Here is a 26,582-nt window from a genome sequence, read left to right as displayed (position 1 = left end):
ATAAATATGAACCAAGCCAACTCCCCCGAACTCAGTGGACGTCATTTTCAAAATGAGTCTATCTTTACCACTGGTAATTTGGTGTTTGATCATCACGATTTAAATGAAACTTGCCGAAATGTCGGGCAAATTTTTAAACCGCATGATCTTAAAATCTCTCAGCAGAAGCGAGATTTCAGTGCAACCATGCACCATGTTAAAACAGGTGCATTATCTATTAGCCGCTTGGAATATGGCGCGGATGTCATTATTGAACCAGATCATCTTGATAACTTTTACTTAATTCAAATTCCAACTCAAGGCTACGCAGAAATCGAGTTTGGTTCGCAAAAGTTTATTTCTTATTCTCAAGTTGCTTCGCTTATTTCTCCTCAGCAATCTTTACGTATGCGCTGGCATGCGAACTCACCACAGCTCATTCTAAAAGTTTCAAAGGATGATTTTACGTATCATTGCCGTCAGCATATTGCTGATTCAGAAAATAACTTACTCGTTTTCGACCCCAAATTAGACTTTTCTACACAAAGTGGAGCCTATTTTTTACAGCTGGTTAGAACCTTGATAGATGCTTTGGCATGCGAGCAACACCCGCTTCATCATCCTTTAGCCTTTAAACAATTTGAGTCAAATCTCTTTAATGCACTTATTTATGGTCAACCCAATAATGCGTTACATAAAATAGATCAGCATAAAGAAAAAACAGTCTCTCCTTATTTCGTGAAGCGTATAGAAGCCTATATTAAAGAACATTTACATGAGCCACTTAATGTAGAAATTTTGGCTGAACATGCTGGCGTGAGTGTGAGAACGTTATTTACTGGCTTTAAAAATTATTTGGGAACTACCCCAATGTCTTACCTAAAAGAGTTACGTTTTGAACAAGCCCATTTAGAGCTGATGCATAATGAAAATCTATCGGTCACAGATGTTGCATTTAAGTGGGGATTTACTCACTTAGGCCGTTTTTCTCAAGAATATAAACGCCGTTATGGTGAATTACCTTCTTCTACCCGCCGTTCTGGTCAAAGTGAAGGCTCAGGCTTAATTACTTCAATTTTTTCTTAAAACAAATAAAGAAAAGCCTTTTATATCAATAAATATAAAAGGCTTTTTTTATGACTTAGAAATGATGAACATAGCGAACTTGTAGTCGTGTTCCCTCTGGGCGGTTTTCAGCACCTTGCTCAAAATAAGCATTTGCAACCAAGTGATCATTTTTAGAAAAACTATACATCGCACCCGGACCAATAGCCCAAACTTGTTCACGTCGACCTTTGACTTTCTCACCATCAACTTCAGTGTCAGTGACTTGTTTTAGCCAATAACCATTTAGTCCTAAACGGAACTGTTCAGTAATGGCATAGTCTGTTGCAAAGTTTGCATGAATTGCTTGCCCAGCTTGCATATCATTTGCTCCAGCAAACGCATAGCTTGGGTCATCATTTTTAAAGTTATAGAGATAATGGATACGCGTTGAAGCTGTCCACTTGGGATTAAACCAATACGTTGCAGCCCAATAAGGATCAAATGAAACAGCGTTATTACTTGGGTTAATATCTTTTTGTTGATCATATTCGCCAGTAGGTAAATTCACCTGAAACTCAAAACGATGTACAAACTTCGGCCCTTGTGCCCCCATAACTGGATCGAACTGAATAAAAGGTCCAATCATAATGTCCCCAAAGCCACTTTGGGCCTTAATAGCAGCATTATTCAAGCCATCATCCATGTCCATTTTGCTGACAAAAGGAATTAAAAAATTCATACCTAGGCTGGCTTTATCTTTTACTCGGACATTCGATAAATAACTAATCTGTTCAACCAGTACTTGATAATTTAAATCAGTTTTAGGTAAACCGAGTTTTTGTCCATTGGCATCGACCAATTTATTGCTATCATAATTTTGAAAATAGGTTTGAGCATACCAACCGGGCCCTGCGGGTAAGCCGCCATCGAGAAAGCTGGTCATACCTAAGTTTACGGTCGGTAAATCATAGGCATGTGTAACCAATGGCAAACCCAACAATGTCCCTGCTAAAAAACCATGTTTAATTAAAGTGCTTTTCATCTTCTTATTTCCTATAAAAAAATCACGACCGGATTGATCGTGATTGTGGTGAATTAATGTGCTAATTCTGGATGCTCTGCGGCAATCCGATACTTTCCTGCGTGGAATACCAATGGTTCACCTTGGCGTTGTTGGTATTGTTCAATTTGACCAATAAAAATCAGGTGATCTCCCCCTTCATACTGATTTACATTGCGGCAAACCAAGGTTGCGAGTGCATCGGATAAAATTGGAACGCCTGCATTGCATTGTTGATGAGCAATGCCTGCAAATTTGTCTTCAGCACCTCGTGCAAAATGCCCCGAAAGCTGATGATGCTCTTGCGCCAACATATGTATGGCAAAATATTCAGCTTCTACAAAATCAGACAAACTTGGCGCTGTTTTTGAAAGACTCCACAAAATTAATGGCGGATCTAAAGACAGTGATGAAAATGAGTTGGCAGTCATTCCTATTTTCCGACCGTCTTTACCACGGGTTGTAATCACGGTAACGCCAGTTGCAAACTGTCCAAGCAAATTACGGATTTCTCTTGGGTTTTGAGCATTAATGATTTGTAAACCTTGAGTTTCAATTGTATCCATTTTTCATATCTCCCTTTGACTATGACCTAGGCTACTTTTGCTGCGGTTTTTGAAGCCAAGAATGCTTGAGCCTGATTTGCATCAAACCACCAAGGAGCAAAAGCGCGCGGGTCATCAAAGTTATTGGCCATAATGGAAGCAATGCTCTGGTTTTGGCTTGCGGCTGCTAATAGTTCAACAACATGAGGCTTTGGTGGCACTAATAGGCTATTGGTCCAAGCCACGACTTTTTCTGCATAGGCCCAATAACGCTCAAAGGTTTGAACCATCCATTGTTCGCTAAAACTTTGATTATCATTGGCTAAAATGGCATCGAAATAGATTTTGCTACACTTAGCAGCGTTGTTTGAGCCCTGACCAGTAATTGGGTCATTGACTACTAAGGCATCGGCCATACCAAAAATTTGCTTGCCAGAGGGTAATGTCAAAATTGGTTTGCGTACGGTCGGTGGGAAACGTCCAGCCAAATATCCGCCTGCATCGGTCAACTCAACATTTGTGCAGCGTTCATATTCCCAAGGCACAAATTTCTTGAGTAAGTCCAAACTGCACTGCAAATGCTGTTCTGGTGTTTTGACATCTTGCCAGCAGTCCATTGGCCCATTTGGAATACCTTCAAACACCATAATGTCGCAAGGACCATTAACAGTAAGTGCCGGAAAAGAAAAGTATTCACCAACTTCTGGAATAATATTAAAAGTCACACGTGAATAAGGTGAAATTGGCTTCATGTTTTTGACATAGGTCAATGCCAAAGCGCGCTGTGGTTTATCAAAAACACTACGCGCTTCATCACGCTCAAACTGTTTGACGACTTCACCTTTACCAGCCGCGAGTAATACAAGCTCATAGTCGTTTGCGAGTTGTTCTAACTCTTCCATACCCACATCCTGAATCACTAATCGACCACCACGACGTTCAAATTCTTCCATCCAATGTGGCATTTTGACGCGTTGATCGACCGATTGTGCGTAGCGCTCAAGACGAGCACTCCATTCAAATGCTTTACCACCATTTTCAGGATTGACTAAAGCCAGCCCAATGCCTTCTACCGCTGGACATTGTTCTTCCCAGAAATTTAGTTCCAAGTCACGTTCAGTTTGTAAAGCGGTATGAAACATACACTGGCTTGACATGACTTTACCTTGACGGATTTCATCGGCAGTTCGGTTGGTGATCATGGTTACGTCATAGCCGGTATCTAATAACCCCAAACCAAGCTGTAAACCAGACTGTCCAGCTCCAACAATTGCAATACGGCGCATAATATTCTCCATAATTTTCTAAATGTGCTTTTAAAAACGCTGTGCTATTCGGCTAAACGTGGAATAGCGGGCTGTGATCCTTCAGGGCCCATTACTGAATAGCCACCATCGACTGCATAATCTGCTCCGGTGACAAAACTCGCAGCGGGCGACAATAAAAACAAAACCACGTTGGCGACTTCTTCGGGATGACCCAATCGGCCTAGCAAGTGATAATCGGCTGCCACGCTATCGGCCTTTTCGCGGTTATTACCGCTGACTTCTGCAATGACACGAGACCATGTCCAACCCGGTGAAACTGAGTTGACGCGAATACCATCGGCAGAAAAATCCATTGCCATGCTTTGTGTGAGTTGACGTATCGCGGCTTTAGACACTGGATATAACCAGCGCCCTGTTTGCGCCACTTTGGCCGAGATTGAAGTAAAATTAACGATTGAACCTTGCTGCTTTTTTAAGTCATTGTAAAAAGCACGGCTCAACTCAACTGTGGAGACCAAATTAATATCGAGTGCTTGTAACCAATCCTGCCGTGAGGACTTAAAGCCATCGTCTAAGTAGGTACATGCCAGATTGACCAAGTAACTCACTTCACCTAAATGTTGGTGAATATCCGCCACAGCTTGTTGAATAGCTGCATCGCTGGTTAAATCGGTTTGAATAAACATCACGTCATGATTAAAGCTTTCGGCAATCGCCTTTCCTTTGGCATCAATATCTAAAATAGCGACATGAGCACCTGAACTAACTAAGGCTTGCACAACTGCTTTACCAATCAGCGTTGCGCCGCCGCTCACCACAGCGACTTTTCCTTTTAAATCTATATCCATTGCAGATCCTCCTTAATTGACTGGCTTGCCTTCACTACTTGACCAAGATGGCATCAACGTATTTGAAGGAAGATCTTCATCAAGAAGTTTTCGTGCGGTCTCGACACCTGCAACTGGTAAGCCTGTTGGGTCTAATAAACCAATTTGAACCAGTACCGATGCTTGGTCCCAGTAAATATGCTCATGGCATAGCTTTGAACCTCTGAACTGAATTACACCTAACATTGGAATTTCGACGTATTTACCAGTTGGTTTTACACCCGGTAATAACCAGTCAATTTCAGCGTCGTGGGTAAAGCTCATAATGAATTCGTCTACCACTTGCGTTGAGCCAACCGTACGAGAGATCGAAGTGATCTTCATATCTTTTGGGTTTTGATGAACAAAGTGATATTGATAAAAACGAGCAAGCTGGCTTTGGCCTACACCGCCGGTTAAGGTTGGAATATGGTTGACATAGGGTTCAGCAACCATTGTTGCCATGGTTGCTGGCACGTCACGCGTATCGAACTCATGACGAATATGCTCTTCCCATAGCGCGACTAGGTCATATTTCGGTCCAATCGTGTCATGTAGAGCTGTTACTGTACGCTCGTGGGCAAAACGTGCTGAAGGTTTGTGGTAATGGTTGCTTTTTGGTCGTGCAAAGGCATGATCAACACCTTCATATACATAGGCTTGTATATTTGAATATTGGTTGGCTGCATCAACAATCGCTTGTCTCGCATCTGGCGGTGTAAATTGGTCCAGTTCTGCAATATGTAAAACCAAGCGCCCTTTTACGTTGGCTAACTCATCTATCGCTTTTTCAATGCCTACACCGTAATACCCAACTGCGCATGCCACTTCCGAAAGTCGACAGCCCGCAAGATACGCAAGCTTTCCACCCAAACAGTAACCCACCACACCGAGGCCTGTAGAGGTGTCACATTCTGGTCGTGTTTTTAAAAAACCTAAGCTGTCCTGAATATCTTCAACCCCAAGATTTTCATCATATTGCTGATAAAGCTCGAAAGCCTTTTGAAAATCTTCTGGTGTGTAACCCAGTTCGATATTAGGTGCTACACGCCAAAATAGATCAGGAACTAAAACGGTATAGCCTTCTTCTGCAAGAAATTCTGCTTTTTCTCGCATGGCTGCATTCACCCCAAAGATTTCCTGACAAAGCACCACTCCAGGTCCTTTTCCTGTTTCTGGTGTTGTTAGATATGCACTGAACTGCTTTCCAGATGCTGTTTTAATTTGAACGGTTTGACCAGCCATAGTGTCAACTCCTGACATTGTTATGGCTTTATCTTCTATCTGAATGTTTTTTTAGACTGTCCAAAAGCTGCAAGCACTATCCAATCTCTGCGCAATTATCAAAATCAATAAAAATGGATAAAACACTAAAAATTAGAAAACTAATAAATTTCATAACTTTAAATTAAAAATAAAATTAATACTTTTTATCTAATTTGGAAAAAATGGATGAAGATTAGGACTTATTGGATAGTGGCTATTGGCTAAAAATAGTTCAATCAAGTCATGTAATTCGTTTGATTACATAAAAAAAGCCCAGTCATTTTCTAAATTAAGGCGTTTTATTTATGCATCGACCATGGCCACTTTATGGACAACAAAAAACGTTAATGCTCATCAATATTTTATGTTGTAGTGCATTTTCTACTCAGGCTTATTCAGCGGATGAAGAATGGAAATTTACATTAAAAAATGCATATATAGACAGAAACTATGACAATCCAGATGTAAAAGACACAGGTAGCTGGTCACAATCCGTTTCTCTATTTTACAACTCAAATATGCATGATACGCCGTTAGAAATTAGTGGAACCCCGATTCAAATTGGCGCAAATGCTTCAGCACAATATGCGGTTCGTTTAAGCCAAGATAAACATGTTGCAGATACGGTATTGCCTTTTGATAAAGCGACGCAGTCTCAAGCACCCGATTATCTAAAATATGGTGCGACTTTAAAGTTAGGCTATAACAAGACCCTACTAAGCATTGGTGAATTATGGCTGGATTTACCCGTAACCACTGTAGATGCAAGCCGACAACTCCTGACGTCTTATTGGGGAACTAATCTTAAAAGTCAGCTAAACGATAAGCTTTTTGCTGAAATTGGCCGTATTGAAAAAGTATCACCGCGAAATGAAGAAGATTTTCATCGATTTTCTTTTACTTCAAAAGGTGTGACTGCCTATTCCGATGGCCTTAACTACATAGATCTTCGCTATCAATTTACGCCTACCTTGAAGGGTGAATATTACTTTGGAAATATGGAGGATTTATATAACAAACATTATGTCGGCGTTGACCACCTATGGAAAAACTCTAATTTTTCAGTTAATTCAAAATTCAAATATTTCAATGCCAAAGATAATGGAAATATTTTTGACATCGATGCACAAAATGTAGGGTTACTAGAAACGCTTAAAGTAAAAAATCATAGCTTTGGTTTGGGTTATCAACAAATTATTGGTGAGTCTGCTTACCCGTTACCAGATGGTTTTTTGCCTGAAACTTATTTCATTAACTGGAACACCACTGGTTTCTTCAAACAAGATGAAAAGTCTTATCACTTCATCTATGGCTATGACTTTAAAGATTATGTGCCTGGTTTAAATACGACTTTTAAATATGTATATGGCGATCACTTTAAGACAGTAGATGGCTTAAAAAATAAAGAAAGTGAAGCAAACGTTATTGTCAATTATGCCCTTCAACAGCCATTCCTCAAAGGTTTAGCTCTTCAGTACATCTTCATCAATTACGACGTTAAGCATGGAAACGATTTCTCTGAAAACCGTTTCTTCGTTAATTACAGCAAAAAATTTTAATGAATAAGGAATACATATGAAAACGATAGATGCAAACACGATTATCAACCGAGAGAAACTGTCTCCACTACAGTGGATGGTTTTTATCCTAGGCTTTTTTGTCTTCTTCTGCGATGGTCTAGACACAGGGATTATTGGTTTTATTGCTCCTGCATTATTAGATGATTGGGGAGTTACCAAGCCTCAACTCGCTCCTGTTTTAAGTGCTGCCTTAGTCGGCATGTCAATTGGTGCAATCATTTCTGGCCCTCTGTCCGATAAGTTTGGGCGTAAAGGTGTCATTGTTTTTACAAGCCTTTTATTTTCAATATTTACGATTTTGTGTGGCTTTGCTAATTCAACTCAAGACTTAATGATTTATCGCTTTATTACAGGTGTTGGTTTAGGCGCAGCCATGCCAAACATCAGTACCATTGTCTCGGAATATATGCCTGTAAAACGTAAAGCATTCCTTACAGGTCTTGCTGGCTGTGGTTTTATGCTCGGTATTTCTTGCGGCGGTGTGCTATCAGCTTATCTATTAGAAAGTTATGGCTGGGCAAAAGTGATTATTATTGGCGGAAGTATTCCCCTAATTTTAGTAGTTGCTTTATTACTTAAATTACCAGAATCAACTCAATACTTAATTACACGCCATCAACAAGACAAAGCTCAGCGTATTTTAGAAAATATTCAAGGCCATTCTTTTCAAGAGCCAGTAAAACTTGTTTTAACTCAATCAGAAACTGCATCAGATGAAAATCCAGTTAAGGTGGTTCTAGGTAAATACCTTTGGGGTTCAAGCATGCTTTGGCTCTGCTGCTTTACCAGTCTATTGGTGTTTTATCTTTTAACAAGCTGGATGCCAACAATTTTAAAAACAGCAGGTTTTAGTACTCAACAGTTTAGTTTAATTGCCGCGATTTTTCCTTTCGGTGGTGTAATTGGCGCAACCATTATGGGATGGTACATGGATAAATTGAATCCAACTACAGTCATTAAATATTCATATCTCATCGCTTTCGGGCTATTCATTGTTGCAGGTCTGGTGAGCTCAAATATTTTCTTATTAGGGCTTACTATTTTCTTAATTGGTGCCTTACTCGCAGGTGCTCAATCTTCATTACTACCACTTGCAGCTATGTTCTATCCAGCAGTGTGCCGCGCGGTTGGCGTTTCATGGATGCATGGTATTGGTCGTATCGGTGCAATTTTAGGTGCTTTCTTTGGCTCGCTCATTTTCACTTTTAACTTAAGCTTAAGCGGTATTTTCTTTATTCTTGCATTGCCAACCTTCATCTCATTTATTGCACTTAGCTTGAAAGTAATTTATGAGAAATCTAAAAACAAACAAGTATTAAAACTTGAAGAAAGTCTATAGACATTAATCGATAAATAAAAAACTGATTTAGTTGCCTAAATCAGTTTTTTAATGGAAAAATTAAATATCAGAAAATTTTGCCTTTGGTCTCGCTTGGATTTTCGCCGAACTCTTCACGATATTCTTGAGAAAAACGACTTAAATGGTTAAAGCCCCAGTCATAGGCAAGCTTTGAAATAGAAACCTTTCTATCTGCTCCTGTGGTGCTCAAGATTTTATAAATTTGTTGAAGGCGATATTTTTTTAAATACGACATTGGACTGGTGCCGTAGTACTGTTGAAATTCGTCATACAATTTTGATTTTGAAACCCCAGCCAGACGTTGCAAATCTTCTGCACAGATTTCTTCGTGCGCATGTTCAATAATAAAATTACGAACCTTACGTATATAAGCTGGCTCATCCTGATGTGAAAGTGACTTTAAGGCTTCAGAGTAGTTGTTTTCTTGAGACAACAATAACGCTTTAATTACAAAATTTTCATAGTCTTCAGATAACATCTGCAAACCATAGAAATTGCTATATTGCGATTTTAACTGTACAAAATTTTGAATATTCTTCCACCATGCACCAATCAATTGCTCCGAGTCCAGATGCATCTCAGGGTTAAAAATAATGGGAGTTTCAATTGGTTTATTGAGTAGATCTGCAAGGACAATTTGCATACTTCGCTCAGGAATAACCACCTGAAATTTTCTGCAATCTTTATCGATAATCAGATCTTGCTGATCGTTATTTGAAACAATAAGGCCTCTATTTTCATCAGATTGATAATGAGCGCCACGAATGTTGAGAGCTTGTTTTCCTTGTATAGGTAAACTAATGCTATACGCCTTTAAATTTGAGATATTAATGGCAACATTTGCACCATAACTAATTGTACCGATTGCCATTTTTTTATTAGGCAAACGCATTCCGTCATAGTGAAAATCGAGAGTGTCTTTGTAAATTGTGTCTAGACGGTGTTCACCACAAATTGTGGACATCAAATTCTGCGCAAATTCAGCTTTGCGAGAATAATGATTGAGTTCCGTCTGTTGGCTGAGTGATATCATATCCTTTTCACCTAGCTAAATAACTTATTGCTTAAAAAGCAACTTGTATGCCAATTAATATCCTTTAATTGACGCATTTTCCTGAAAAATATCGAATCAAGAAAGAGAGTAAAGATTACTTTCTCATACTCTATTAGATTTTAAAAATGGAAATAAGTTAAATACCTTTAAAGTATAATTTCATACTTTAACAAACTTATTTTATTAGATTTTTTATAAACAAATACAGTAGAGATAAATCATTATTTTGAACAGTAGACTATCGTAAATTTCAACAAATAAAAAAACCGCCTATTTAAAATAAGCGGCTTTGTAAAATACTTAAATTATTGGGCAGTATAACCACCATCCATAACCACAGCTTGACCTGTTACTCCACCAGCTTTACCACTTGCAAGGAAAATTGCATAGTCAGCAATTTCTTCAACAGATAGCAAACGCTTTTGAGGAACCATGGCCAAAATTACGTCTTCAAGTGCGCTGTCTAAACTCACATTACGCGTTTTAGCCAAATCTGCAATTTGACCACGAACCAATGGTGTATCTACATAACCTGGACATAAAGCATTTACCGTAATACCGTCACGTGCACATTCTAATGCCGCAACTTTTGTTAGGCCAATCACGCCATGTTTAGCACTGTTATAACCTGCCTTTCCAGCAAAACCAATCAAGCCATTAATTGAGGCCATATTAATAATACGGCCATATTTTTGAGCTTTCATGAGTGGAAAAACGTGTTTAATACCAATAAATGCCCCTGTTAACATGACCTGAACTAACTTTTGAAAAACAGCCGTTGGAAACTCTTCAATTGAAGAAACATGTTGGAAACCAGCATTGTTAATTAAGATATCAACTGTACCAAAGGTCTTTTGAGTCAGCTCAATCGCTTGTTTATAAGCATCTTCATCGGTCACATCACATGGTGCAGATAATGCCTCAAAACCTTGCTCTTTAAGTGAGTTCGCCGTTTCTTGACACTTTTCCGCATTCATATCAGAAATAACAACTTTGGCACCTTCTTGAGCAAATTTCTTAGCAATCTCTAGACCGATACCACTTGCAGAACCTGTAATAAAAGCGACCTTACCGTCTAAAAGTTTTGTCATTTATTTACTCCTTAATACTTATAACGCGCTGATTTAAACAATACCCGTTACGGTAAAAACCGTAATGACCACAAATACCGCTAACGTTTTAATTACCGTGACTGCAAAAATATCTTTATACGATTGTTTATGGGTTAAACCTGTAACAGCGAGTAAAGTAATAACAGCACCATTATGCGGAAGCGTATCCATACCACCCGATGCCATCGCAACGACACGATGCATAACTTCTGGTGGAATACCGGCGGCTAAAATCGCGGCGTTATAATGTTCAGCCATCGCACTTAAAGCGATACTCATACCACCAGAAGCTGAACCGGTAATACCAGCTAAAACGGTTGTGGTCACCGCCCCATTCACTAAAGGATTTGTGAAGGTACTGCTCATTGCATGGCTAATCAGAGCAAAGCCTGGTAATGACGCAATAATTGCCCCGAAACCATACTCAGAAGCTGTATTCATCACTGCTAAAAGTGAGCCGCCAATACTGGCATTAATGCCCTCTTTGAAATTCGTCACTACACGCTGATAATCAAATAAAATTGCAGAAATAATCCCGACAATAAGTGCAAGACCAACCGCCCAGATCGCACCAGTTTTTGCTACATCTACGGTGTAGTCAGCTAAACCAACGGCAGCAAAATCAAAACCATTTGGATACCACTCTTTGATTGCTTTAGACAAATATTTGTTCATTACAGCAACAAGAATAAGCGGTACAAAAGCTAAGAACTGACGCGCCGTACTTCCATTATTTTGCAAGTTCATATCGGCTTCAATTTCTTGAGACGAGGTATTGTCTACTCCAAAGCCAGAATAGCCTTCACCTGCTTTCGCAGCAGCGCGGCGACGCCATTCTAAGTAAGCCAAACCCATGCATAGAACAAAAATTGCACCGATAATTCCTAGAAATGGTGCGGCATAAATATTGGTGCCAAAGAATGTAGTTGGAATTACGTTTTGAATTTGTGGCGTACCCGGCAATGCATCCATGGTAAATGTAAATGCACCAAGCGCAATGGTTCCCGGAATTAAACGTTTTGGAATATTAGCTTGTCTAAATAGTTGGTTGGCAAATGGATAAATCGCAAATACAGCAACAAATAAACTTACACCGCTATAGGTTAAAATTGCACCTAGTAGTACAACAGTTAAAATTGCTTTTTTTGCTCCAATCCATCTCACAATGGTTCGTGCGATAGATTCAGCAATTCCTGACATTTCAACGACTTTACCAAAAATTGCCCCGAGTAAAAATACAAGAAAGTAATCTTTAATAAAGTTCACCATTTTGGGCATAAAGACGCCCGAATAAAACGGTAAAACATTGGCTGGGTTAATGAGTAAAACTGCAAGTAAGGCACAAATTGGTGCCATGAGAATGACTGAAAAACCCTTGTAAGCTGTATACATCAACAGCCCAAGTGAAAGTAGAATTACAAATAATTCCCACATATATTCTTTCTCCCTAAAGAATAAATATAAGGTTCAATAAAATTACCAAAAGATATTTAGGTTATCCCGAACCTAAAATGACAAAAATCACAATATCTTTGCTTGGTAATAGGTAAATGAGCTTAAAAATAAAATATCACTAAAATATTTAAAAACAATGTAATTTATTTAAATTTTAAAAAACACATAAAATACATATATTTGCATTGCTTGATCGGTAAAAAAACATTATCTAAAAGCCCCTATTGTTTTATAAAACTTATTAATTATTGAGTAAATTAAATTAATATTTCTATATTATTTAATAAAGACAATTAAGTAATATATTTTTTTAATTAATTTGATAAATATTTTCTTAATCCAAAGTGATTAATTTCTTTTCTTCTTAATTTTTTATAAAAAACACTGTATTGGATAAATTTTGTGCAATTACATCTTTATGAAGGATTAAAATTATATGTAGGAGCTTATAAGAAAATGCTCCTTTAGAAATACAGTAAAATAGTCATCAATCTCATTCGACTATGTCAATACTTCACTAATAAAAAAGCCTCATTTAAAGACATCTATTTTTTCAAAAAATCATTAGCACTGTACACAGAGCTCACAACTACTAAGCTAATAAAAAATATTAATATATTAACCATAAAATGCGTATACTCAATACAAATTATTAAAGTGCATAAATATTATATAAATAAAAAATCCCAACGTTTGGCGAGCCTTAAAATTAAAAATTTATATCGACATTATCAAAAATAGATGACACAGAATCGACTACACTCCTCCCTATTTCTACGATTAACTCAGTTACTTCTACAGGATCAGGATTAACAGAGTTAAGCAAAGAATTTTCTTGCTTTTGTTCAACTTCTGATTCTGTTATCTCAAAATTATTAATAATTGAATTATTTTGATTTTTCATAATTTCAAAACTCACAAGAAGATTCAGTATTTATCTGTAATTAAATCAATATAACACGCAAAATAGTTTTAATATATTTTTCATACATAGCCTATTAAATAATACTAAAACACAACGAAAAAAGCTCATCAGATGATGAGCTTTTATACCAGCGAATTACTTTAAATTGGTACTTAGCAATACAAATAGACTTTTTTCATTAATACATTTAATTAGCAGATGATCTTTTAAAATTATCATCATTCATACAATACTCTAAACAATCTTTGAGAATACCTACTGCCCTATAAATATATTCAGGTTTTTCTAAAAATACTTGTCCATTTGATTGAACCTCTAAACCAGCTCTCACTAACTCATTTCGACGAATATCATCCATAGGCACAATAAACTGAATAGTTGGTCTTTTGCGATTCACATCATATCTAAATAACCAACGGTTATTCTTCCCTTGGTACAATACTGAATAGTAACTTTCAGTATCTTTGCTTTCCAAATGAACTTCCGGCAATAATTCACCAATAATACGGAAAAGATCTTGCTCTTCCTTGGTGGTAATAATTTTTTCATTATCCGGATTAACAATAGAATCTGATTCAACAATCTTTGTTAGTTCTTCTTCTACAATTTTAGGTTCTACTGGCTGAGCAGTAATAATGGTTGGCGATGATAAACCTTTGACTACAGTATCACTAATAGCCTGTTCTACAGCTTGTTTGACAAAAGGTTGTATAGACTCTAAAAACTTAGTATTTAGTTGACGAGGAATATTTGCTTGTTGGGCAACATAACGAACAAAATCAATATCGACCTCGTTAATACTTTTCTTAATAACTATTTTAAATTGCTGAATATACTGGTTTTCTTCTGCAAAAAAACGTAGCTTTTCAGCATGAAAATTATCATGTTTAAATTCTGCAAGCTGTACTAACTCTTCAGCCTTATTTTTCGTAAAATCCACAATTAAAAATGGTTTTTCATCCATTACATTTGTATTGATAAGATCTGTAAAGAATCGCCATTCACGCCCATTTGTAATTGCACCAATAGTTACACCTAAACTACTATTAAAATAGCGAGATAATTGTGGTGCATGATTAGTTAAATTTGCAGAATAGGATTTTGCTTCAATAAACATGACTGGCTGCCCATTACAATACAAAGCATAGTCAACTCTCTCAGTCGCTTTTACCCCAGGAAAATCAGCAGCAAACTCCGCCAGAACTTTTGTAGGATCGTATGGGTTAAAACCCAAAATATCTAAGAGAGGTAAGATTAATGCCTGTTTGGTTGTTTCTTCCGTCGCACAATGTTCCCCTACACGCTTTACATGATCGATATGATTTTTAAGACTTGCTATAAAGTTATCCATTATTTTACCTAATCGTTGTTATGTAAGTTATTCATCCATATTAACGAATATGTTTCATTTTTCAACAATTAAACAACACTATTTTATAAATTAACTTTTTACTAAATTTAATGAAGAACTAACAAAACTGAACTTAAAAAGCCCTCTTTAGAGAGCTTTTTAAGTAGAAAAAACTACTCTGATTCAGATCCTATCGTTGATTAAATTTGATATTGATCAGCTCTAAGATTTGGTTGCTCTACGAGCAATTCAATAAAAGATGGAATTGATGTAGTGTTAAGCAAATACGGGTTAAACTCATCGACATGATGATGAAAAAAGAAATCTTTTATTTTCGTATTTATAGGAGCAAATTTCATACTCCAATGTTTAAATAATCGCTGCTCGGATGGTTCCGAAAAGATAATTTCACAGTTCTGATGTCGCGAATCTTTCAAAATTGAATTATAAAATAGTGATTCAACTTGTTCTTTGTCACCCTCTAAGTACTGCAAGAAATACCCATTACCATAGTAAAGCACTCCTGTAATATCATTATAAGAGTTGAATTTGACTGCTTCTGTAAGGATATCAATTAAATCTTGTTTTACTTGATTATGTTCACTATTGGTTTTACTTGCATACATAAAGCCTATTAAACTCATAGCGATAACTCGAAGATATATGTCAGTTAGGCATTCTGACACTTACATACCATCCTTACAATGTGGCCTACTTAAAACCTTGTATTTCAAGAGTAAAGAATATTATCTTTTTTGAAAATGACAAACTTTAACAACTCGAAATCTTTTGTAAATTAAAGCCAACTAACAAACTCACTAAAAAGTATTAATTTCAGTAAAATTAAAAATTATCTTTAATTTGTGGATGTCTAATGGAGAACCATGAAATTATTCTTCAAGACGAACATCATAAACAACTTAAGATTGTCAAAGTTCAGGATGTACGTTTTGATGTAAATACCCTTAACAATAGTTATCAATGGTTATGGGTATTTGATCATAGTTCAGAGTTTTTCCCATTTGAGTTGTGGGATCAGCTCGACGATGCAACTGTTCATCAAAAGATAAAGCTAGATAATCAAGTTTTTAAAATTATCAAGATTTTGACAAAGAAAACTAAAGTTAGGCCCTCTTAAGATATAGCTGTATAAATAAAATAGAAGCTTAGGAAATAGGCATTCCTTAAAGTTTTTAAATCACTACTGGCGTAGCAAGCCAATCATATAGAAATTGTTCTTGGCAATGAGTTTGTTAAATTTGTTCAGCTATAAAAAACCACTCATTGAGTGGTTTTTTCAATTAAATTCTGAGACTAAATAGCCTCTATGACAATATATTTTCCTTCATAGAAAACACCATCTGCACTTGTTTCTTTTAATTTGCAATAAATCGCAATTGGATGTGTCAGTTTTTTATTTTCTTCACTAGGGACATGAGTAATCCCAGATAAAAAATTTGAATTATCATTTTCTAAACTCCAAGAGGTACCTTCATCTTTATGCCATTTATTATTTGGATATTTAGAATCTAACCATTCAATACACTGCTTCATAGTTGAGAATTTTTTTGTTTCCTCTTTTTCAATTTTTGATGCTGCACTTACCGAGGCTCCAAACATCAAGAATAAAGCTCCAATTAAAGTTTTCTTCATGAAATTACCCTTTATTATTAATAATTAAAATTTAAGAGCTTAAGATATAAAAAAAACATCCTTAGGTAGATTAGTTTTTAGGAAGAGTTTTGTTAATTTCACTACTGGCAGTTTCATGAAGTTTTAATAAGTTGAAACTTTCATAGTTAGCTAAAATACAAAAAAGAAGAGCAGCTAGCAAAACTAGGGTTATCTTATTCATTTCATTTTACCTTGAGATTTTATTTTTTTAATCCCAAAATGCTACACGAAAATATTATCAAAACCTTAATTGTTAACAATCTACCACAAATTATTACAAAAACTGTTTGGAATAGTTAATTACCTTTTCTAAATCTGGTAATAGTCAGATAACTGATGAATGAACAACAATGACCAGACAGGATTTTTATGCCAACTTTGTTTTTCTCATGGCCATAAAAAACTATTGAGGTTTTATAAAGGTAGTTATCTATAATTCTTTAGCACACTCTAATGAAGCTGCCTTTAAATCATTATCAGCTTTGTAGATCATATTTGAATTAGAAGCACTTAAAATTGAAGGTGTTGAAGGCTGCAGTTCGCTAAAATTATTATTAGTCATTTGAGTATTTGGGCTTACACACCCACTTAATAAAAAAATTATGCTTAATGCAACTATCTTTTTCATGAAATTATCCATTTTAATTATGAGTAAAATTTAACAGTTCAGAAAATAAAAAACCACCTGAAGGTGGTTTGAGTAATTTATTAATCCTACATTTCAGTTTTTAAAGTAGGCATTGGCGGTAAAAAATCTGATTTTATCAGTTGATCTGTATCGTATAGCTCTAAACTCACAGGACCTGCGGCATATGGAGCCAATTCGTAAAGCTGATAATCGAAAGTAACTCCAACTGATTGATTAATATAGAAATTTTCACTTACTTTAAAGTCTTCTTTGCTAATAGAGGGTTCCATATCATTTTCTTGGCACCAATATTCGTACTGTTTCCATAAAGCATCTTTAAGTGCATCCATTTTTCCATTGACTACAATATCTTTTAGCCCAATGCGCTTTTTGCTTTTTAAGTCAAAGATATAATCTTCAAAAGTTGATATACCATGTGCTCCGCCAGAATATTCCGAACTAACTTTCGAAATTTGAACATATTGACCAAATTGTCCATTAAAGCGATAAACTACACTTTCTGACCAGTTATTAAGCCCCTCAGCTTGGGTTTGATTTAATTGCTTTTGCTTTTCTGATGCGGGAGTAAGTGCATCTGCATAATCTTTACGGATTTCTTTATCAATGACTTGATCAATCCAACCAATATTACTTTTAAGTGCAATTGCTTCTTTAGAAGTACATACAACACCCTCAACATCTGGATTAGGTCCACAAATTTTGGGTTGTTCAAATTTCACAAGAAAACTACTCGCTATCATTGCAGGAATTTGATTTTCTTCTTTTTGAGAGTCTTCATTAGCTTTTATATTGGACGTTTTTTCTGCTTTTTCTACAGGTTTCTCCTCAGCTTTTTTAACACAGCCACTTAATATAAGTGGTATTACGACCAAGCCAAGCATAGTTTTATTCATTAATATTACCCTTACACAATTTCATTTATCTTTTAAATTAAGTTTTTAAGAATTTAAAATTCACAAATATTTTAATTGAATTAATACTGTCTTTATATTGAGATATAGTTTTTTTTGATAAACCGCATTTATTTAATCATAATTATTCAATAGAATACCAATGTAAAATCTTGATAAGAAAACAAAATATGATGTGGATTAAATTTATATTATACCCTTTAGGTATGTTTGTACTGTGGCAAATCATTTTCATCAGCGAACAGCTTTCTTTAGAATTTTTAAATGCACCAGAAATACTTGTAGCTATAATAGCCCTGATCATAAATTGTGGTATGCAAATTTGGATTGGCTATAAAGTTCCTCAATTAGCACCGAAATATAAATTTGTAGCGAGTACTACATACATTATCTTCTTCACTTTTTTAGTAGCAATTTATTCAACAACTATTTTATTAGAAGGCTTAAAAGTTGCCCCTCAAGCAATTTGGCTAGGTTATTTATTTTTTCATGTCGTTGGAATGGCTCTATATTTTGCAAATAATACCGATGAATTCTGCTTGGAAAATTTACTAAAATAATTCAGCATATTGTTCTCTACTTTCTTTTTCATAATTTTTTGTCAAAAAACATCATATTAGACAAATTTTCGTATAAATTACCCTTCTAGGTGAGCTGAGCAATCTAAAGGAATGAAATGACGCTTAAACAATTAAAAGCTTTTTTAGCTCTTGCGCGTACACTCAACTATGCCAATGCATCTTTAGAGCTACATCTCAGCCAATCTGCTTTAAGTCTCACCATCAAAAGTTTAGAAGAAGAGTTAGGCGGTAAATTGTTTAACCGTAATACACGTCGTGTTGAGCTTACCCAAGAAGGTAAATCTCTCATTCCCTATGCTAAAAAATTACTCGCCAATTGGGATGAAATGGAAAATGATGTCAAACAACGTTTTAAGCTTAATCGTGGAACCTTAAGTATTGCCTCAATGCCCTTTGTAACTCATGCAATTCTACCTGAGGTGATTCATCAATTTTTAGAACTTCATCCAAACCTAAACTTTTCAATTCACGATATTCCAAATGAGACCATTATAGAAAAAGTACAAGACGGTATTTTTGAACTTGGTATCTGCTTTGAACCTGATCTCACTGAGGGCTTAGAATTCAAGCCACTATTCGAAGAAGATTTCTTAGCTTTATTACCTAAGGCTCATTCACTCGCTCAATTACCTTCTATTACATGGCATGAGCTTTGTTCAAATCCATTCGTGACCTTACAAAAACCTTCAATTGTTCGATATTTAGTTGAGCAAAATTGTTTGCGAAATAATATAACGCTCGATTTGAAAGTTGAATGTCATCAAATTTCATCACTTTCAAGTTTTGTAGCTTATGGAATTGGAGTAAGTGCGATTCCAAGGCACTTTGCTAAACACATTGATAAAGAACATAACGTATTGATTGAATTAAAGGATGAATCTATTCATAAGACTGTAGGAATTGTTTATAAAAAGAACTTTGAAATTTCAAATATTTCGACTCAATTTATTGAGGCTTTAGTTCAATATAAATTTTAAAAAATTAAAGACTGCATTTTAGGATGAGCTAAGCAGACGCTTAAGCTAAATTTATTAATTACTATAATTTTCAATGCCATGGGATGATTTTTTAAATTATTTTGCTTTATGTTCTTCTCATCTTTTGTAGGTAACTTGATAGTATTCATTGATTATACTTATTAATCCTTTAAAAAAATTAACTTCTATAACACGAAATGAGATGCTAAAACTAAGATTACTAAGGGATATAGGATAACAATAGAATGAATAAAGTTTATGCCAATGCAGAGGCAGCACTGAAAGACGTTATAGCAGATAATCAAACACTTGCCGTTGGCGGTTTTGGTTTATGCGGAATTCCTGAAAAACTGATTGTTGCAGTTAAGCAAAGTGGTGTGACTGGTCTTACTTGTATTTCGAATAACGCAGGTGTAGATGATTTTGGTTTAGGTATTTTGCTTCAAACCAAACAAATCAAAAAAATGATTTCTTCTTATGTTGGTGAAAACAAAGAATTTGAGCGCCAATATTTAAATGGTGAACTTGATGTAGAACTTACACCACAAGGTACTTTAGCTGAAAAGTTACGTGCTGGCGGTGCAGGAATTCCAGCATTTTATACTCAGACTGGCGTCGGTACACTGATTGCCGAAGGTAAAGAAGAACGTACTTTTCATGGCAAAAACTACATCTTAGAAGAATCTTTAACAGCAGATGTTGCTCTTGTTAAGGCCTATAAAGCAGACAAAGCGGGGAATTTAGTATTCCGTAAAACTGCTCAAAATTTTAATCCTGAATGTGCGATGGCTGGAAAAATTACTATCGCAGAAGTTGAACAGGTTGTTGAAATTGGTGAATTGGATCCGGATGAGATTCATCTACCAGGTATTTATGTCAACCGAATCATTCTCAATGCCACGCCAGAAAAGCGCATTGAACAAAAAACCATACGCACGGAGGCAGTATAAAATGGCTTGGTCACGTAATGAAATGGCACAACGTGCTGCAAAAGAACTTGAAGACGGTTTTTATGTCAATTTAGGTATTGGCTTACCTACTCTAGTTGCCAACTATATTCCTGAAAATATTAATGTTTGGCTTCAATCTGAAAACGGTTTATTAGGTATTGGCGAGTTTCCAACTGAAGAAACGGTTGATGCTGATTTGATTAATGCGGGTAAACAAACAGTTACTGCTCGCCCTGGCGCTGCTTTTTTCTCAAGCTCAGAATCTTTTGCCATGATCCGTGGTGGCCATGTAAACATTGCCATTTTAGGTGCAATGGAAGTTTCTGAAAATGGTGACTTGGCTAACTGGATGATTCCGGGTAAGAAAGTCAAAGGTATGGGCGGCGCAATGGACTTGGTTGTTGGTGTCCAAAAAGTTGTAGTGCTTATGGAACACTGCGCAAAAGATGGTACGCCAAAAATTGTGAAAAACTGTAGTTTGCCTTTAACAGGTAAAGGTGTGGTTCATCGCGTAATTACTGACCTAGGTGTAATGGACATTACTCCTCAAGGCGTAGAGCTGATTGAACTTGCTAAAGATGTCACGCTTGAACAGATTCAAGCTGTTACGGGCGTCGAATTCTACAAAACCTTAGTCGCATAAAATAAATTTTTAGTAAGAAATATAAGACTTAAGTTAGAAAGTGAGCTTAAGTCTTAACCCTTTTAAGCACCGGATGTGCTGTCTATAAATAAGAACGAGAAGGATTTTTCAGCTATGGAAAAACAGCAAGGAATTTTTGAAAGATTTGCTCTTCGGATTAGTGACTGGTCTGAAAAATGGTTTCCTGATTCATATATTTTTGCATTACTCGGCGTCATTATCGTGTCAATTGCCGCTTTAGGTATCGGTGCGCCAATTCACGATGTCGCGACTTCTTTTGGTAATGGTTTCTGGAGTCTTATTCCCTTTACCCTGCAAATGACTATGCTCATTATTGTAGGTTATGTCGTTTCTGTTTCTAAGCCCGTAAAATTTCTGATTCAAAAAATGGCGCGTATTCCAAATTCTGGACGTGGTGCTATTGTTTTGGTTGCAACAGTTAGTTTGTTAATTTCACTGGTCAATTGGGCAGTAAGCACGATTCTTACTGCACTTTTAGTGATCGCATTAGCGAAACGTAAAGAGCTGAACATGGATTACCGCGCTGCTGCGGCAGCTGCAATTATTGGTATGGGTGCAACTTGGGCACTTGGAATTAGTTCTTCAGCAGCCCAGCTTCAAGCAAATAAAACTAGTTTACCCGAATCAATTTATAATCTGACCGGTGTTATTCCATTTACCGAAACGATTTTCCTTTGGCAATCAATTGCGATGACCATTATTTTGGTGATTGTTTCAATCGCGATCGCGTATTGGTCAGCTCCAAAAGGTAATAATGTTAAAACGATTGATAGTTTTGATGTGCAATTTGAAGAAGAAAAACCTCATGAGGAGAAATCAACGCGTCCGGGCGACTGGTTAGAAAACTCGCCTATTTTAACGATTATTGTGGTGGCCTTAGGTGTAATTTGGATGTTTTTTGAATTTTCAAAAAGTAATCCAATCATTGCTATTTCAAGCTTAAACACATACAACTTTGTGTTCTTAATGCTTGGTCTAGCATTGCATGGAACACCACGAAACTTCTTAAATGCCGTTGCAAAAGCAGTTCCTGCCGTATCAGGAATCTTGATTCAGTTTCCACTTTACGGAAGCATCGCCTTTATTATGACGCAAGCTTTAAACAGTCAGGATTTATCGCTGTCGCACTATGTTGCCGAATTTTTCGTTTCAATTGCTTCAAAAGAAACCTTTGCAATTGTGATGGGAATTTACTCTGCCATCCTTGGGTTCTTCGTGCCATCTGGCGGTGGAAAATGGATTATCGAAGCGCCATATGTCATGCAAGCAGCAAATGATTTAAAAGTTCATTTAGGCTGGTCTGTACAAATTTATAATGCAGCCGAAGCTTTACCAAATTTAATCAATCCATTCTTCATGCTACCGATGTTAGGCATTCTAAAACTAAAAGCAAAAGATGTGATTGGTTTTACAGTCACTCAGCTCGTTGTGCATTTTCCGTTAGTTTTATTTTTATTGTGGTTCCTTGGAAGAACGCTTAGCTACACCCCACCCACTTTTTAATTTACTGGAGCCTTTGGTTTCGGCTAAAGGCAAATTTAGCAAATACATCAATAAGAGATATTAAGATGAGTTCAATTGTTATAGTTTCAGGTAGCCGCACTGCAATGGGCGGTTTTCAAGGCAGCCTATCCGCTTTAACTGCACCAGAACTTGGCGCGGCTGTAATTCGTGAATCTATTCAACGTGCAGGTGTTGCACCTGACCAAGTAGATGAAGTTATTTTTGGTTGCGTATTGAGTGCAGGCATAGGTCAAGGCCCTGCTCGTCAGGCGATGCGTAAAGCTGGTGTACCAGATCATGTGGGTGCAGTCACCATTAATAAACTGTGTGGTTCTGCTATGAAAGCGGTGTTAATGGCTTCAGACACCTTAAAAGCTGGTAGTGCCAATATTATTGTTGCAGGTGGCATGGAATCTATGACCAATGCCCCTTATATTTTGCCGAAAGCTCGCGGTGGTTACCGTATGGGCCACGGCGAAATTAAGGACCACATGTTTTTAGATGGTCTTGAAGATGCAGAAACAGGCCGCTTAATGGGTTCTTTTGCTCAAGACATGGCAAACACCAAAGGTTTTACACGTGAGCAAATGGATAACTTTGCGATTTCTTCTTTGAAAAAAGCGCAAACTGCCATTACCGAAGGTTATTTCAAAGAAGAAATTGTTCCTGTTGAAGTCAAAACACGTAAAGGTGTTGAAGTTATCGATCAAGATGAACAACCATTAAAAGCCAATCTTGAGAAGATCCCAACATTACGCCCAGCTTTTAGTAAAGATGGGACAATTACAGCTGCAAACTCAAGCTCAATTTCTGACGGTGCTGCTGCGTTAGTACTTACGACTGAAGAATATGCTCAAAGCCATGACTTAAATACTTTGGCAAAAATTGTTGCAACTTCAACTCATTCGCAGCATCCAAGCGAGTTTACCATTGCCCCGATTAGTGCGATTCAAAAAGTGCTTGAGCGCGCTGGCTGGTCTGTTGACGAGGTAGATGCTTGGGAAATTAATGAAGCTTTTGCAATGGTAGCAATGGCGCCAATTCATGATTTAGGTATCGATGAAGCAAAAGTCAACGTACATGGTGGTGCTTGTGCTTTAGGACACCCAATTGGAGCAACTGGCTCAAGAATTATTCTTTCTCTTATCTATGCTTTAAAACGCCTAGGTAAAAAGAAAGGTGTTGCCGCGTTATGTATTGGTGGTGGTGAAGCTACAGCGGTCGCAATTGAAATCTAAAAATTAAATCACACAGAAGGTGTAAGCGTTTTTCTTACACCTTCTTTTTAGACTTTAAAAAGTTCATAACAGGTTTGGCGGAACCACTTATGGCTACTTTTATGATGGCAAGACATATGCCAATGTTGTTTAACATCATAGGTTGGGAAGTCTAGAGGCGCCGGTAAAATCTGTAAATTTTCTCTAACCAATAAAACTTGGCTTAAATAATACGGCACCGTTGCGATTGCATCTGTTTCTTGTACTACTAATCCCACTCCTAAATAACTTGGTAATCGAATTAAAATATTTCGATCCAATCCTTTGTTCTGTAATTCATTTTTAATATGGTAGTGCCCGATTCCTGCATCAATATCAATATGATATTCACGCATATAATCATCTAAAGTGAAATTGTTTGGGTCTAAACGAGGATGGCTTTTTGAGCTAATCACCACATAATGCTGTTTAAAAAACTTTTGTTGATAAAAGCCTTCTTCTAACTGGGGTAAAAAGCCAATTGCGAGGTCAATTTCACCATTTGCCATTTGGTAGCTGGTTTCTGGCGTAATCGGCCTAATATTTAAGCGAATTAAAGGCGCTTTCTCTTTCAAATAGTTGGTTAATTGCGGTAATAAAACCAGATGAGAGACATCTGTCATCGCAATTGTAAAAAGCTGATCTGAAGTTAGCGGGTCAAAGTTCACACTAAAGTTATTAATGCTTTCAACTTTATCAATCACTTCACTAATGAGTGGAAAGATTTCTTTAGCCAATTCGGTTGGAATCATTTCATTTCCAACACGAATAAAAAGTGGATCATTAAAATGCTGACGGATTTTGTTCAGTCCATTACTAACGCTCGGTTGTGTAAGGCCAATAGCATCGGCAGCCATTGAAACGCTTTTAAACCGATAAATATGATAAAAAATATTTAGTAATCTACTATCTAGATCAAACAAAATTGTCTCCGTCTGGATCAAATAATCCATTCAAAAGGAATGAAATCAGGTATAGCATATATAAGAATGCCCACTAAATTTCTGAATTATTGATATATGGTCTAAATTAACAAAGAATCTAGACCATGAGCAATGCTTTATAAAGCCTTTCATCACAAAGACAAAGGTATGAGCTCTTTAATTGATTACTTTGTATGTAAATATGTTGAACACATCACATATCATTATAAATTTTAATCATGCTGAGTTTGGAAGCCCTTCCAGATTTGCTGAACTGATTTGTTATCACTCAAGTTATTTTTAAAAATATAAATATCTTGTGGCAGACAATACTCATTATGATCCAACATGACCAATTTTCCGGTAGCGAGATCTTCTTCTACATTGATTTTTGGAATCCATGCCACACCTAGACCTTGTAGCACAAGTTCTTTCAAATTGGTGGCATTGTCAGTCTCATATAAAGTTTTATAGATCAGTTTACCTTCGATCAGTTGATCTACCAATTTTCGCAAATAAGCGTGTTTACTATAAGCAAGCAAAGAAAAATTACTCTGAATTGTATGCTTAGGCGTATGGTCGGCCTCGGTAGCTGATACTGGAACAATCTCTGTTTCGGCAATCTTGATGCCACTTAAAATATCATCACCAACCCGATTAATATTAGATCGATCTGCATAACAAATCATAAAATCACAGGCGCCTTCTTTTAAAAGAGATAAGCCTTCACCACTATTCGTCGCGACAATTTCAATTTTTAAATCACGCATAAATGTTGGGAATTTTTTTAAAAAAGTAGTCAAAAAACCTGATGCTAATGAGTGGACAACACAGAAACGAATCGTTGATTCGGTTTCATTTTTGATATTTTTAATCAGCTTGGCTGTTTCTTCTACCTGCTTCTCAATATTTTTAGACATGACCAACATAATTCGCCCAATGTCGGTAAATTCAATATTATTTTTATTATTTCGAATAATAACTTCAGCACCAATCATCTCTTCTATTTGCTGAATTCTACGCGTAAAAGCAGATTGACTAATAAATCGTTTTTCGGCTGCTTTTGAAATAGAACGCTCTCGTTCAAGTGTCAAAAGGTCTTCTACCCAACGTACTTCTAAGTTCATTTTTGCATTCCCTTTTTATAGTTATGTCCTTAATTTGTCTGGTTGGGAAGCTGAATAAATAGCTGAATAGATGAATGAAAAATATAAAACATGGGAGTACCTGCAAAAATGCGATGGAAGGATGGCAAAGCCAAACGATAAAAGTAAGTATTTAATAATTCTGACATAGAAAAGAGTGTAAGAGAATAAAAGACTTTCATTTAGCGCAACAACTCATACAAATATAAAATTATTATTCTAAAAATTATTTTAAATCAAAAAGTAAGGTTGATATAAATCAAGTAAATAACCATTTAAGCTTTAATAAAAACTAAAAATACCCTCATCGTTTTATCAAGTCTTAATTTTTATAAAAAAAGTCCGCACCTTGGGGAAGAATACGGACTGTAAAACTAAAATTTTGCTAATTTGATTATTTCAGGATTTAAGCTTTCTGACCTAATCAACTAGTTCAAATCAGAAGATATATTTGCAGTATAGTTCAACTAAATAAACCTGA

The 26,582-nt window shown here is 36.3% G+C and carries 26 protein-coding genes; 10 read left to right on the top strand and 16 right to left on the bottom strand.

The window, feature by feature from the left end:
* Positions 1 to 6: 6 nt before the first annotated feature.
* Positions 7 to 1,065 carry an AraC family transcriptional regulator gene (locus ACS125_RS13225; RefSeq protein WP_443272583.1) on the top strand — a complete coding sequence of 353 codons (1,059 nt, stop codon included), beginning with the start codon at positions 7 to 9 and terminating at the stop codon, positions 1,063 to 1,065.
* Positions 1,066 to 1,120: 55 nt separating this feature from the next.
* Here the strand turns inward: ACS125_RS13225 and ACS125_RS13220 are convergent, their stop codons facing one another.
* The 5 genes from ACS125_RS13220 to ACS125_RS13200 are packed head-to-tail and all read right to left on the bottom strand — an operon-like array spanning position 1,121 to position 6,010.
* Positions 1,121 to 2,068 carry a SphA family protein gene (locus tag ACS125_RS13220; protein ID WP_443272581.1) on the bottom strand — a complete coding sequence of 316 codons (948 nt, stop codon included), beginning with the start codon at positions 2,066 to 2,068 and terminating at the stop codon, positions 1,121 to 1,123.
* Between the two features lie 53 nt (positions 2,069 to 2,121).
* A complete protein-coding gene (locus ACS125_RS13215; RefSeq protein WP_151962779.1) occupies positions 2,122 to 2,652 on the bottom strand; it encodes a flavin reductase family protein in 531 nt (176 codons plus the stop codon).
* A 26-nt stretch (positions 2,653 to 2,678) separates the two neighbouring features.
* On the bottom strand, positions 2,679 to 3,917 hold the full coding sequence (locus tag ACS125_RS13210; RefSeq protein WP_443272578.1) for a styrene monooxygenase/indole monooxygenase family protein: 1,239 nt from the start codon (positions 3,915 to 3,917) through the stop codon (positions 2,679 to 2,681).
* 44 nt (positions 3,918 to 3,961) lie between these two features.
* Positions 3,962 to 4,747, bottom strand: a complete 786-nt coding sequence (locus tag ACS125_RS13205; RefSeq protein WP_443272576.1) for an SDR family oxidoreductase — start codon at positions 4,745 to 4,747, stop codon at positions 3,962 to 3,964.
* A 12-nt stretch (positions 4,748 to 4,759) separates the two neighbouring features.
* The gene (locus ACS125_RS13200) at positions 4,760 to 6,010 is read right to left on the bottom strand and encodes a dienelactone hydrolase family protein (protein ID WP_353153686.1); all 1,251 of its coding nucleotides are present in this window, start codon (positions 6,008 to 6,010) and stop codon (positions 4,760 to 4,762) included.
* Between the two features lie 368 nt (positions 6,011 to 6,378).
* Between ACS125_RS13200 and ACS125_RS13195 the strand changes: the two genes are divergently transcribed.
* Positions 6,379 to 7,590 (top strand): OprD family outer membrane porin, encoded by a 1,212-nt coding sequence (locus ACS125_RS13195; RefSeq protein WP_443273977.1) that lies wholly within the window; start codon positions 6,379 to 6,381, stop codon positions 7,588 to 7,590.
* Positions 7,591 to 7,606: 16 nt separating this feature from the next.
* Positions 7,607 to 8,950 (top strand): MFS transporter, encoded by a 1,344-nt coding sequence (locus ACS125_RS13190; protein WP_004792472.1) that lies wholly within the window; start codon positions 7,607 to 7,609, stop codon positions 8,948 to 8,950.
* A 67-nt stretch (positions 8,951 to 9,017) separates the two neighbouring features.
* Here ACS125_RS13190 and ACS125_RS13185 read toward each other — a convergent pair whose 3' ends face one another.
* The 6 genes from ACS125_RS13185 to ACS125_RS13160 form a co-directional block, all read right to left on the bottom strand.
* Positions 9,018 to 10,004, bottom strand: coding sequence for an AraC family transcriptional regulator (locus ACS125_RS13185; protein WP_004792475.1), 987 nt, complete (start codon positions 10,002 to 10,004; stop codon positions 9,018 to 9,020).
* Between the two features lie 326 nt (positions 10,005 to 10,330).
* Complete coding sequence (locus tag ACS125_RS13180) at positions 10,331 to 11,116, bottom strand: 3-hydroxybutyrate dehydrogenase (protein WP_004792476.1); 786 nt, start codon at positions 11,114 to 11,116, stop codon at positions 10,331 to 10,333.
* Between the two features lie 33 nt (positions 11,117 to 11,149).
* A complete protein-coding gene (locus ACS125_RS13175; RefSeq protein ID WP_004792479.1) occupies positions 11,150 to 12,571 on the bottom strand; it encodes a GntP family permease in 1,422 nt (473 codons plus the stop codon).
* A gap of 730 nt (positions 12,572 to 13,301) precedes the next feature.
* Positions 13,302 to 13,496: a hypothetical protein gene (locus ACS125_RS13170; RefSeq protein WP_443272573.1), complete on the bottom strand. Its 195-nt coding sequence runs from the start codon at positions 13,494 to 13,496 to the stop codon at positions 13,302 to 13,304.
* A gap of 208 nt (positions 13,497 to 13,704) precedes the next feature.
* Positions 13,705 to 14,868 (bottom strand): type I restriction endonuclease, encoded by a 1,164-nt coding sequence (locus tag ACS125_RS13165; protein ID WP_443272571.1) that lies wholly within the window; start codon positions 14,866 to 14,868, stop codon positions 13,705 to 13,707.
* 200 nt (positions 14,869 to 15,068) lie between these two features.
* Positions 15,069 to 15,512 (bottom strand): BLUF domain-containing protein, encoded by a 444-nt coding sequence (locus ACS125_RS13160; protein ID WP_309951151.1) that lies wholly within the window; start codon positions 15,510 to 15,512, stop codon positions 15,069 to 15,071.
* 230 nt (positions 15,513 to 15,742) lie between these two features.
* Here ACS125_RS13160 and ACS125_RS13155 point away from each other — a divergent pair, with 230 nt between their 5' ends.
* The gene (locus tag ACS125_RS13155) at positions 15,743 to 16,006 is read left to right on the top strand and encodes a hypothetical protein (protein WP_443272569.1); all 264 of its coding nucleotides are present in this window, start codon (positions 15,743 to 15,745) and stop codon (positions 16,004 to 16,006) included.
* A 176-nt stretch (positions 16,007 to 16,182) separates the two neighbouring features.
* Here the strand turns inward: ACS125_RS13155 and ACS125_RS13150 are convergent, their stop codons facing one another.
* The 3 genes from ACS125_RS13150 to ACS125_RS13140 all read right to left on the bottom strand — a co-directional run bounded on the left by ACS125_RS13150 (position 16,183) and on the right by ACS125_RS13140 (position 18,084).
* A complete protein-coding gene (locus ACS125_RS13150) occupies positions 16,183 to 16,521 on the bottom strand; it encodes a hypothetical protein (RefSeq protein WP_151962770.1) in 339 nt (112 codons plus the stop codon).
* A gap of 451 nt (positions 16,522 to 16,972) precedes the next feature.
* Positions 16,973 to 17,170, bottom strand: coding sequence for a hypothetical protein (locus tag ACS125_RS13145; RefSeq protein ID WP_443272567.1), 198 nt, complete (start codon positions 17,168 to 17,170; stop codon positions 16,973 to 16,975).
* A gap of 86 nt (positions 17,171 to 17,256) precedes the next feature.
* Entirely contained in the window at positions 17,257 to 18,084 is an 828-nt protein-coding gene (locus ACS125_RS13140) for an RsiV family protein (RefSeq protein WP_443272565.1), read from the bottom strand.
* A 188-nt stretch (positions 18,085 to 18,272) separates the two neighbouring features.
* Here ACS125_RS13140 and ACS125_RS13135 point away from each other — a divergent pair, with 188 nt between their 5' ends.
* The 6 genes from ACS125_RS13135 to ACS125_RS13110 all read left to right on the top strand — a co-directional run bounded on the left by ACS125_RS13135 (position 18,273) and on the right by ACS125_RS13110 (position 24,015).
* Positions 18,273 to 18,662, top strand: coding sequence for a hypothetical protein (locus ACS125_RS13135; protein WP_004792487.1), 390 nt, complete (start codon positions 18,273 to 18,275; stop codon positions 18,660 to 18,662).
* A gap of 116 nt (positions 18,663 to 18,778) precedes the next feature.
* A complete protein-coding gene (locus ACS125_RS13130; RefSeq protein WP_238611237.1) occupies positions 18,779 to 19,660 on the top strand; it encodes a LysR family transcriptional regulator in 882 nt (293 codons plus the stop codon).
* Positions 19,661 to 19,905: 245 nt separating this feature from the next.
* On the top strand, positions 19,906 to 20,610 hold the full coding sequence (locus ACS125_RS13125; RefSeq protein ID WP_151962767.1) for a CoA transferase subunit A: 705 nt from the start codon (positions 19,906 to 19,908) through the stop codon (positions 20,608 to 20,610).
* 1 nt (position 20,611) lies between these two features.
* Positions 20,612 to 21,253, top strand: a complete 642-nt coding sequence (locus ACS125_RS13120; RefSeq protein ID WP_004792490.1) for a 3-oxoacid CoA-transferase subunit B — start codon at positions 20,612 to 20,614, stop codon at positions 21,251 to 21,253.
* A gap of 114 nt (positions 21,254 to 21,367) precedes the next feature.
* Positions 21,368 to 22,777, top strand: coding sequence for a short-chain fatty acid transporter (locus tag ACS125_RS13115; protein WP_443272561.1), 1,410 nt, complete (start codon positions 21,368 to 21,370; stop codon positions 22,775 to 22,777).
* Positions 22,778 to 22,842: 65 nt separating this feature from the next.
* On the top strand, positions 22,843 to 24,015 hold the full coding sequence (locus ACS125_RS13110) for a thiolase family protein (RefSeq protein ID WP_437118927.1): 1,173 nt from the start codon (positions 22,843 to 22,845) through the stop codon (positions 24,013 to 24,015).
* A gap of 47 nt (positions 24,016 to 24,062) precedes the next feature.
* Here ACS125_RS13110 and ACS125_RS13105 read toward each other — a convergent pair whose 3' ends face one another.
* Both ACS125_RS13105 and ACS125_RS13100 read right to left on the bottom strand, forming a co-directional pair.
* The gene (locus ACS125_RS13105) at positions 24,063 to 24,956 is read right to left on the bottom strand and encodes a LysR family transcriptional regulator (protein WP_003651675.1); all 894 of its coding nucleotides are present in this window, start codon (positions 24,954 to 24,956) and stop codon (positions 24,063 to 24,065) included.
* Between the two features lie 233 nt (positions 24,957 to 25,189).
* Positions 25,190 to 26,083 carry a LysR substrate-binding domain-containing protein gene (locus ACS125_RS13100; protein ID WP_002113716.1) on the bottom strand — a complete coding sequence of 298 codons (894 nt, stop codon included), beginning with the start codon at positions 26,081 to 26,083 and terminating at the stop codon, positions 25,190 to 25,192.
* Positions 26,084 to 26,582 lie beyond the last annotated feature (499 nt).

Origin of the sequence: Acinetobacter sp. PFS20, from assembly GCF_052261015.1 — a bacterium.
Lineage (GTDB): Bacteria > Pseudomonadota > Gammaproteobacteria > Pseudomonadales > Moraxellaceae > Acinetobacter.
Note: the sequence above shows the minus strand (reverse complement) of the source record. Positions and strands in the feature narration are given on the sequence as shown.

What these genes read in the sequence shown, in the direction of transcription:
- ACS125_RS13225 (WP_443272583.1), top strand. Translation starts at nt 7, where the DNA reads ATGAACCAAGCCAACTCCCCCGAACTCAGTGGACGTCATTTTCAAAAT.
- ACS125_RS13220 (WP_443272581.1), bottom strand. Translation starts at nt 2,068, where the DNA reads ATGAAAAGCACTTTAATTAAACATGGTTTTTTAGCAGGGACATTGTTG.
- ACS125_RS13215 (WP_151962779.1), bottom strand. Translation starts at nt 2,652, where the DNA reads ATGGATACAATTGAAACTCAAGGTTTACAAATCATTAATGCTCAAAAC.
- ACS125_RS13210 (WP_443272578.1), bottom strand. Translation starts at nt 3,917, where the DNA reads ATGCGCCGTATTGCAATTGTTGGAGCTGGACAGTCTGGTTTACAGCTT.
- ACS125_RS13205 (WP_443272576.1), bottom strand. Translation starts at nt 4,747, where the DNA reads ATGGATATAGATTTAAAAGGAAAAGTCGCTGTGGTGAGCGGCGGCGCA.
- ACS125_RS13200 (WP_353153686.1), bottom strand. Translation starts at nt 6,010, where the DNA reads ATGGCTGGTCAAACCGTTCAAATTAAAACAGCATCTGGAAAGCAGTTC.
- ACS125_RS13195 (WP_443273977.1), top strand. Translation starts at nt 6,379, where the DNA reads ATGCTCATCAATATTTTATGTTGTAGTGCATTTTCTACTCAGGCTTAT.
- ACS125_RS13190 (WP_004792472.1), top strand. Translation starts at nt 7,607, where the DNA reads ATGAAAACGATAGATGCAAACACGATTATCAACCGAGAGAAACTGTCT.
- ACS125_RS13185 (WP_004792475.1), bottom strand. Translation starts at nt 10,004, where the DNA reads ATGATATCACTCAGCCAACAGACGGAACTCAATCATTATTCTCGCAAA.
- ACS125_RS13180 (WP_004792476.1), bottom strand. Translation starts at nt 11,116, where the DNA reads ATGACAAAACTTTTAGACGGTAAGGTCGCTTTTATTACAGGTTCTGCA.
- ACS125_RS13175 (WP_004792479.1), bottom strand. Translation starts at nt 12,571, where the DNA reads ATGTGGGAATTATTTGTAATTCTACTTTCACTTGGGCTGTTGATGTAT.
- ACS125_RS13170 (WP_443272573.1), bottom strand. Translation starts at nt 13,496, where the DNA reads ATGAAAAATCAAAATAATTCAATTATTAATAATTTTGAGATAACAGAA.
- ACS125_RS13165 (WP_443272571.1), bottom strand. Translation starts at nt 14,868, where the DNA reads ATGGATAACTTTATAGCAAGTCTTAAAAATCATATCGATCATGTAAAG.
- ACS125_RS13160 (WP_309951151.1), bottom strand. Translation starts at nt 15,512, where the DNA reads ATGAGTTTAATAGGCTTTATGTATGCAAGTAAAACCAATAGTGAACAT.
- ACS125_RS13155 (WP_443272569.1), top strand. Translation starts at nt 15,743, where the DNA reads ATGGAGAACCATGAAATTATTCTTCAAGACGAACATCATAAACAACTT.
- ACS125_RS13150 (WP_151962770.1), bottom strand. Translation starts at nt 16,521, where the DNA reads ATGAAGAAAACTTTAATTGGAGCTTTATTCTTGATGTTTGGAGCCTCG.
- ACS125_RS13145 (WP_443272567.1), bottom strand. Translation starts at nt 17,170, where the DNA reads ATGAAAAAGATAGTTGCATTAAGCATAATTTTTTTATTAAGTGGGTGT.
- ACS125_RS13140 (WP_443272565.1), bottom strand. Translation starts at nt 18,084, where the DNA reads ATGAATAAAACTATGCTTGGCTTGGTCGTAATACCACTTATATTAAGT.
- ACS125_RS13135 (WP_004792487.1), top strand. Translation starts at nt 18,273, where the DNA reads ATGATGTGGATTAAATTTATATTATACCCTTTAGGTATGTTTGTACTG.
- ACS125_RS13130 (WP_238611237.1), top strand. Translation starts at nt 18,779, where the DNA reads ATGACGCTTAAACAATTAAAAGCTTTTTTAGCTCTTGCGCGTACACTC.
- ACS125_RS13125 (WP_151962767.1), top strand. Translation starts at nt 19,906, where the DNA reads ATGAATAAAGTTTATGCCAATGCAGAGGCAGCACTGAAAGACGTTATA.
- ACS125_RS13120 (WP_004792490.1), top strand. Translation starts at nt 20,612, where the DNA reads ATGGCTTGGTCACGTAATGAAATGGCACAACGTGCTGCAAAAGAACTT.
- ACS125_RS13115 (WP_443272561.1), top strand. Translation starts at nt 21,368, where the DNA reads ATGGAAAAACAGCAAGGAATTTTTGAAAGATTTGCTCTTCGGATTAGT.
- ACS125_RS13110 (WP_437118927.1), top strand. Translation starts at nt 22,843, where the DNA reads ATGAGTTCAATTGTTATAGTTTCAGGTAGCCGCACTGCAATGGGCGGT.
- ACS125_RS13100 (WP_002113716.1), bottom strand. Translation starts at nt 26,083, where the DNA reads ATGAACTTAGAAGTACGTTGGGTAGAAGACCTTTTGACACTTGAACGA.